Below are 7,280 nucleotides of genomic sequence, written 5' to 3'. Positions count from 1 at the left end.
GGGAGATGCCCGGCGGGTGCATGTCGCGGGCGGACCGCTCCGGGGGGACCGCGTCCGCCCGGGCGTCCGCCGCCCCCTGCGGTGCCGCTCCCGCGGTTTTGGCGGTCCTCGGTGAGCGGGCCGGGCGGACGCGGTCCCCCCGGAGCGGTCCGCCCGCGACATGCACCCGCCGGGCATCTCCCGGAGCGCGGAACCGGCCCACGGCGCCGGCGCCCCGCACGCGTTCCGCTGCTGAACCACGGCAGTACCGCCCGAGGCCCGCACCACGCGGCCCGAGCGCTGCCCGGCGATCCCGCGCCCCGCACGGCACCGCGGCAGGCAGGACCTCGTGCGTCCCGGCCCCCGTGACGACACAGGAGACCCGCATGCCCCGAAAGCACCTTCTCGTTCTGCGGCCGGACGAACTCGGCCCCGGCGAGCACAAGACCTGGAGACACCTGCGCGGTGAGTCCGGCGCACCGGAGAACCCGTTCCTCGACCCGGCGTTCACCACGGCCGTCGGGCACGGCAGGCCCGGTGCCAGGGTCGCCGTGCTCCACGAGGACGGCGACCCCGTCGGCTTCTTCCCCTACGAGAAGGGGCCGCTGGGGCAGGGCCGCGCCATCGGGCTCGGGGTGTCGGACAGCCAGGGAGCCGTCCTGCGCCCCGGCATCCGGGTCGCCCCCCGCCGGCTCCTGGCCGCCTGCGGGCTCTCCTCATGGGAGTTCGACAACCTGGAGGCAGGCCAGCACCTCTTCGTACCGCACGCCACCGAGCGGCTCGCCAGCCCGGTCGTCGACATCGGCGAGGGCTTCGCCTCCTACACCGGACTGCTGCGGGCGAACGCGCCGGGCTTCCTCAGGCAGACCCTCGCCAAGGAACGCAGGCTCGCCCGTCAGGTCGGAGGGGTGCGGTTCGTGTACGACGCGCGGGACCCGGACGCGTTACGGGCACTGATGCGCTGGAAGTCCGCGCAGTACCGGCGCACCGGGCGCCGGGACCGGTTCGCACAGCCGTGGATCACCGCTCTGGTGGAACGGCTCGCGAGCGGCGACGACCCCGGTTGCCGCGGCCTGCTCTCCGTGCTGTACGCCGCCGGCCGACCCGTGGCCGCCCACTTCGGGCTGCGCTCGCCCACCGTCCTGTCCTGGTGGTTCCCGGCGTACGACCGCGCCTACGGAAAGTACTCGCCCGGGCTGGTGCTGCACCTGCGGATGCTGGAGGCCGCGGCGGCCGACGGGATCCGCACGGTCGACCTGGGCAGCGGGCCGGCCCGCTACAAGGACTCGCTGAAGACCCGCGAACTGCCCGTCTACGGGGGCGCCGTGGTGCGCCCGGTGCCGGGCGGGGCCGTGTACCGCCTGCGCCGCGAACCGGTGCGGGCCGCCCGCCGCTTCGTCAGCGACCGCCCCCGGCTGGCCGGTGCGGCGAGGCGCGCGCTGGAGGGAGTGGGCCGGCTGCGCGACCGGTGAGGGGCCTCCCGCGCACACCGGGGCCGGTGCCCGGAACCGCCCTCCCGGTCCGGGGACGCCCCGGACGCCGCCCCCGGCTGCGGGACCCCCGCGCGGCCGGACCCGGCACCGCGGGACGGGCCCGGCCGCCCCGCACGCCGGCTCCCTCCCGTCGACCGGTGCCGTCCCCCGGGCACCCCGTGGGGACCGGCAGGGCACCGGTGGCCGCGCCCGGAGTCCCGGCTCACCCCGGTGGCGGCCCCGGCGAGGATCCCCGCGCCGCGGCCGGGAGCGGACGCGGCGGCGACCGCCGTGGACGCGGGGCGTACCCTGCCCGACACGGGCGAGGTCCCCTCCGGCCCGGCCGGCTCCCCGGCCGCCCGCGCCCTCGTGGCGGCGTTCTCGGTCCTCGCGGCCGGTACCCGGGTGCGGGCCCCGCCACCCGCGCCGGGGCCCGCGCCCGGGTACCGGCCGGACCGCGGGCGCCCCGGTGCCGGGCGCCCGCCGTCCCACCGGACGCGCCTGACACAATTCGAGGCGCCCGGCGCGTTTCCCGGAGCGGAAGACAGGCACCCGCGCGGGGCACCACCGTGGGCCGGGGAATGCGGTCGGAGATCACGGGTAGGCGCGCAGTGTGATCGGTGAGTGAGGGCGGATTGGATGGAAGCAGTTCCTGCCGGCGAAGAGGACCCGGTGTCCGGCGTACCGCGTCGCGCGTCCTACGTCCTGGACGGCGAGGGAGCGTGGATAGCGGAGGCCCGGCGGCTGGCCGCCGCCTTCCTGACGAGGGCTCAGGTGGAGGACACGCTGCCCGTGTCGGCCCGCGCGATGGAGGTCACCCAGCTCGTGGTGAGCGAGCTGGTCACCAACGCCCGCAAATACGCGCCCGGTCCCGTCCGGCTGGACCTGCGCATCGCCGGAGACGACCTCGAGGTGATGGTCCGGGACGGCAGCACCACGCTGCCCGTGGCCGGGGCCGCGAACCCGGACCGTGTGGGCCGGCACGGCCTGGAGATCGTGCTGGCCGTCGCCCGCGGGGTGGACGTGCAGCCCGAGCCGACCGGCAAACGCATCACGGCCCTGATCTCCCTCATGGAGACCGGCGACCGGTGACGCCCGGTCGCACCACCCGTGCCCGCGCCACACCACGGGATGTCCTCCGCCCCGCTCCCCCCTCCCGTTCTCCCGCGCCCCGGGCCCGGGTCCCGCGGGCCCCCGGCGACCGGACCCCGTACGGCGCCGCTCCCCCGCAGGGGGCGCCGGACAGGAGTCCCGCGCCCCGGGCCGGGGCTCAGACGCCGACGTAGGACGCGAGGTGCTCGCCGGTGAGGGTGGAGCGGGCGGCGACCAGGTCGGCGGGGGTGCCCTCGAAGACGATGCGGCCGCCGTCGTGCCCGGCACCCGGCCCGAGGTCGATGATCCAGTCGGCGTGCGCCATGACCGCCTGGTGGTGCTCGACGACGATCACCGACTTGCCGGAGTCGACCAGCCGGTCGAGCAGGCCCAGCAGCTGCTCGACATCGGCGAGGTGCAGACCGGTGGTCGGCTCGTCGAGGACGTAGACACCGCCCTTCTCCGCCATGTGCACGGCCAGCTTGAGCCGCTGCCGCTCGCCGCCGGACAGCGTGTTCAGCGGCTGGCCGAGGGTGAGGTAGCCGAGGCCCACGTCGGCCAGCCGGCCGAGGACACGGTGCGCCGCCGGAAGGCGCGCCTCCCCGGCGCCGAAGAACTCCTCCGCCTCGGTGACCTGCATCGCGAGCACCTCGCTGATGTCCCGGCCGCCGAAGCGGTACTCCAGCACCGACGCCTGGAACCGCTTGCCCTCGCAGTCCTCGCAGGTCCCGGCCACCCCGGCCATCATCGCCAGGTCGGTGAAGACGACACCGGCGCCGTTGCAGGTGGGGCAGGCGCCCTCCGAGTTGGCGCTGAACAGCGCCGGCTTGACGCCGTTGGCCTTGGCGAACGCCTTGCGGACCGGATCCAGCAGCCCGGTGTACGTCGCCGGGTTGCTCCGCCGCGAGCCGCGGATCGGGCTCTGGTCCACCGACACCACGCCCTCGCCGCCGGTCCCCGGCGGTGTGCACAGCGACCCGTGCACCAGCGAACTCTTGCCGGAACCGGCGACGCCGGTGACGACCGTGAGCACGCCGAGCGGGATGTCGACGTCGACGTCGCGCAGGTTGTGCGTCGTCGCCCCGCGGATCTCCAGTACCCCCGACGGCTTGCGCACCGACTCCTTCAGCGCCGCCCGGTCGTCGAAGTGGCGGCCGGTGACCGTGCCACCGTTCCGCAGCCCGGCGGTGGTCCCCTCGAAGCAGAGCGTGCCGCCCGCCGTACCGGCACCGGGGCCGAGGTCGACGACATGGTCGGCGATCGCGATCGTCTCCGGCTTGTGCTCCACGACCAGCACCGTGTTGCCCTTGTCCCGCAGCCGCAGCAGCAGGTCGTTCATCCGCTGGATGTCATGGGGGTGCAGGCCGATGGTGGGCTCGTCGAAGACGTACGTGATGTCGGTGAGCGGGGAGCCGAGATGGCGGATCATCTTGACGCGCTGCGCCTCACCGCCCGACAGGGTGCCCGACGGCCGCTCCAGCGCGAGGTAGCCGAGCCCGATCTCCACGAACGAGTCGAGGGTGCCGCCCAGCGAGGCGAGCAGCGGTGCCACCGAGGGCTCGGACAGGCCGCGGACCCACTCGGCCAGGTCCCGGATCTCCATCGCGCAGGCGTCGGCGATGCTGATGCCCCCGATCTTCGACGACCGGGCCCCCTCGCTCAGCCGGGTGCCGTCGCACCCGGGGCAGGTGGTGAAGGCCACGGCCCGCTCCACGAACGCCCGGACGTGCGGCTGCATCGACTCCTTGTCCTTCGACAGGAACGACTTCCGGATCTTGGGGATCAGTCCCTCGTAGGTGAGGTTGACCCCCTTGACCTTCACCTTGACCGGCTCCCGGTACAGGAAGTCCTGCCTCTCCTGCTCGGTGAACTCCCGGATCGGCTTGTGCGGGTCGACGAAGCCCGACCCGGCGTACACCCCGACGGTCCAGAAGCTGTCCGACTTCCAGCCGGGGATGGTGAACGCGCCCTCGGCCAGTGACCTGGAGTCGTCGTAGAGCTGGGTGAGGTCGATGTCGGAGACGGTGCCCCGGCCCTCGCAGCGCGTGCACATCCCGCCGGTGCGCTCGTAGGTCGCCTTCACCGTCTTCTTGGCACCGCGTTCGACGGTGATCGCCCCGCTCGCCCGGACCGAGGCGGTGTTGAAGGAGAACGCGCCGGGCGGGCCGATGTGCGGAGTGCCGAGCCGGCTGAAGAGGATGCGCAGCATCGCGTGGGTGTCGGTGACGGTGCCGACCGTGGACCGCGGGTCGGACCCCATCCGCTGCTGGTCGACGACGATCGCCGTGGTCAGCCCCTCCAGGACGTCGACGTCGGGCCGCGCCGGGGTCGGCATGAACCCCTGCACGAAGGCGCTGTACGTCTCGTTGATCAGCCGCTGCGACTCCGCCGCGATCGTGTCGAACACCAGCGAGCTCTTGCCGGAACCGGAGACACCGGTGAACACCGTCAGCCGGCGCTTGGGGATCTCGACGCTGACGTCCTTGAGGTTGTTCACGCGAGCGCCGTGCACGCGGATCAGTTCGTGCCGGTCGGCGTCTCGCGGTGCGGGCGACTGCGCCTTCGTCCTCATGGTCATGCCGGTGGTGCCGTCCTCTCGTGTGCGGTCCGTGGTCCTGGTGCCTTGCCGGAGCATCCCGGAGCCCCCGGCCGGCGGTGCGGCCGGGGGCACGGCTCACCGCAGTTCCTGGATGCGGATCAGATTGCCCGAAGGGTCGCGGAAGGCGCAGTCGCGCACCCCGTACGGCTGCTCGGCCGGCTCCTGGACGACCTCGGCGCTGTCGGACGCCTGCAGTCTCGCGAACGTGCCGTCGAGGTCGTCGGTGGCCAGCAGCAGGCCCGCGTAGGTGCCCTTGGCCATCATCTCGGTGATCATGCGGCGTTCGTCGTCGGTGACACCGGGATCGGCGGCCGGCGGGGTCAGCACGATGGACGTGCCGGGCTGGCCGGCGGGGCCGACGGTGAGCCAGCGCATGCCGCCGTACCCCACGTCCTTGCGCACCTCGAAGCCGAGGGTGTCGCGGTAGAAGGCCAGGGAGGCCTCGGGGTCGTCGTGCGGGAGGAAACTCGCGTGAATGCTGATGTCCATGGACGTCACGCTAGGGGCGTCCGCCCCGCGGGCGCTTCTTGATTCCTGACCGGTCTGGTCACCTGCTTCGCCACGCACGCGGGCATTCCCTCCGTCGCGTCGGCGGCGAGGCGCCGGTAGGCGCTGGGCGGCATGCCGACGAGTTCGGTGAAGCGGGTGCTGAACGTGCCCAGCGAGGAGCCGCCGACCGCGAAGCAGACCTCGGTGACGCTCAGGTCGCCGCGCCGCAGCAGCGTCATGGCCCGCTCGATGCGCCGCGTCATCAGATAGCTGTACGGCGACTCGCCGTACGCGGCCCGGAACTCCCGGCTCAGGTGTCCGGCGGACATGTGCGCGCCCCGGGCGAGCGCCTCGACGTCCAGCGGCTGCGCGTACTCCCGGTCGATCCGGTCACGGACCCGGCGCAGCCGCGCGAGATCGCGCAGCCGCTGTGCGGGGACGGGGGAGCCGGTCGTACGCGAAGGGGGGCCGGTCATACGCGAAATCGTACACATGTCCCCCGCCCGGCCGGGGCGGGCTCCGCCGGGGCGGAGGGCCGGGGACGGAACAACGGGGCTCCCGGCACGGTTGTGACCGGTGCGCGTACGGCCGCGGTCGTACGGGATCATGAGTGCGGGGCGGACGGGTCCGCCGAAGGACGCGGGAGAAGGGCGAGACGAGATGACGAGGACCGAGGAGAAGGCGCTGCTGGCCGGCGGCTGTTTCTGGGGCATGGAGGAGCTGATCCGCACGCTTCCGGGTGTCCTGAGCACCCGTGTCGGCTACAGCGGCGGCGACGTCCCCAACGCCACCTACCGCGACCACGGCACCCACGCCGAGTCGATCGAGATCACCTACGACCCGGCGGTCACCGACTACCGGACGATCCTGGAGTACTTCTTCCAGATCCACGACCCGAGCACGAAGAACCGGCAGGGCAACGACATCGGGCTGAGCTACCGCTCCGCCATCTTCTACTTCGACGACGAGCAGAAGCGCATCGCCGAGGAGACGATCGCCGACGTCGACGCGTCGGGCCTGTGGCCGGGACCCGTGGTCACCGAAGTGGCACCGGCCGGCCCGTTCTGGCTGGCCGAGCCCGAGCACCAGGACTACCTCCAGCGGTACCCGGACGGCTACACCTGCCACTTCGTCCGCCCCGGCTGGCGCCTGCCCCGGCGCACGGAGTCCTGAGCGGCAGGGGTCCCGGCACGCAGACCGGGCGGCACCGTCCGGTCCCGCCCGAGGGGGCGCACGCGAGGCGGTGCGCCCCCCCGGGCGTGGGACGACGCCCGTTCCCGCCCCGGCCGGGGCGGGCGGACGTCCGTCAGCCGAACTGCCCGGGCCGGTAGTCCCCGGCGGGCTGCCGGTTGATGACGTTGATGCGGTTGTAGGTGTTGATGACCGCGATGAGGGAGACGAGCGCGACCAGTTGGTCCTCGTCGTAGTGCCTGGCGGCCTCGGCCCACGCCTCGTCGGTGACGCCGCCCGAGGCGTCGGCGACACGGGTGCCCTGTTCGGTGAGTTCGAGTGCGGCCCGTTCGGCCTCGGTGAAGACGGTGGCCTCGCGCCAGGCGGCGACGAGGTGGAGCCGCTGGGCGGTCTCGCCGGCGTGGGCGGCGTCCTTGGTGTGCATGTCGGTGCAGAAGCCGCAGCCGTTGATCTGGCTG

The 7,280-nt window shown here is 73.6% G+C and carries 7 protein-coding genes; 3 read left to right on the top strand and 4 right to left on the bottom strand.

The window, feature by feature from the left end:
* The first annotated feature begins 365 nt into the window (after nt 1–365).
* Both AOK18_RS12360 and AOK18_RS12355 read left to right on the top strand, forming a co-directional pair.
* Entirely contained in the window at nt 366–1,451 is a 1,086-nt protein-coding gene (locus AOK18_RS12360) for a GNAT family N-acetyltransferase (protein ID WP_055694363.1), read from the top strand.
* A gap of 639 nt (nt 1,452–2,090) precedes the next feature.
* Nucleotides 2,091–2,543, top strand: a complete 453-nt coding sequence (locus AOK18_RS12355; RefSeq protein ID WP_055571570.1) for an ATP-binding protein — start codon at nt 2,091–2,093, stop codon at nt 2,541–2,543.
* A gap of 178 nt (nt 2,544–2,721) precedes the next feature.
* On the opposite strand, the gene AOK18_RS12350 is transcribed toward AOK18_RS12355, so the two are convergent.
* From AOK18_RS12350 to AOK18_RS12340, 3 genes are all read right to left on the bottom strand, one after another.
* Nucleotides 2,722–5,115 (bottom strand): ATP-binding cassette domain-containing protein, encoded by a 2,394-nt coding sequence (locus AOK18_RS12350; protein WP_240503156.1) that lies wholly within the window; start codon nt 5,113–5,115, stop codon nt 2,722–2,724.
* A gap of 102 nt (nt 5,116–5,217) precedes the next feature.
* Nucleotides 5,218–5,631, bottom strand: a complete 414-nt coding sequence (locus tag AOK18_RS12345) for a VOC family protein (protein ID WP_055571575.1) — start codon at nt 5,629–5,631, stop codon at nt 5,218–5,220.
* 5 nt (nt 5,632–5,636) lie between these two features.
* Nucleotides 5,637–6,107: a helix-turn-helix transcriptional regulator gene (locus tag AOK18_RS12340; protein ID WP_055571571.1), complete on the bottom strand. Its 471-nt coding sequence runs from the start codon at nt 6,105–6,107 to the stop codon at nt 5,637–5,639.
* Between the two features lie 184 nt (nt 6,108–6,291).
* Here AOK18_RS12340 and msrA point away from each other — a divergent pair, with 184 nt between their 5' ends.
* The gene (gene msrA, locus AOK18_RS12335; RefSeq protein ID WP_055571572.1) at nt 6,292–6,804 is read left to right on the top strand and encodes a peptide-methionine (S)-S-oxide reductase MsrA; all 513 of its coding nucleotides are present in this window, start codon (nt 6,292–6,294) and stop codon (nt 6,802–6,804) included.
* A 133-nt stretch (nt 6,805–6,937) separates the two neighbouring features.
* On the opposite strand, the gene AOK18_RS12330 is transcribed toward msrA, so the two are convergent.
* On the bottom strand, nt 6,938–7,280 hold a 343-nt coding region (locus tag AOK18_RS12330; protein WP_055571573.1), incomplete at its 5' end, for a carboxymuconolactone decarboxylase family protein.

It is taken from the genome of Streptomyces prasinopilosus (assembly GCF_001419695.1).
GTDB classification, from domain to species: Bacteria; Actinomycetota; Actinomycetes; order Streptomycetales; family Streptomycetaceae; genus Streptomyces; species Streptomyces prasinopilosus.
The sequence above is the reverse complement of the archived record's forward strand: the minus strand, read 5'-3'. Positions and strand labels throughout refer to the sequence as shown.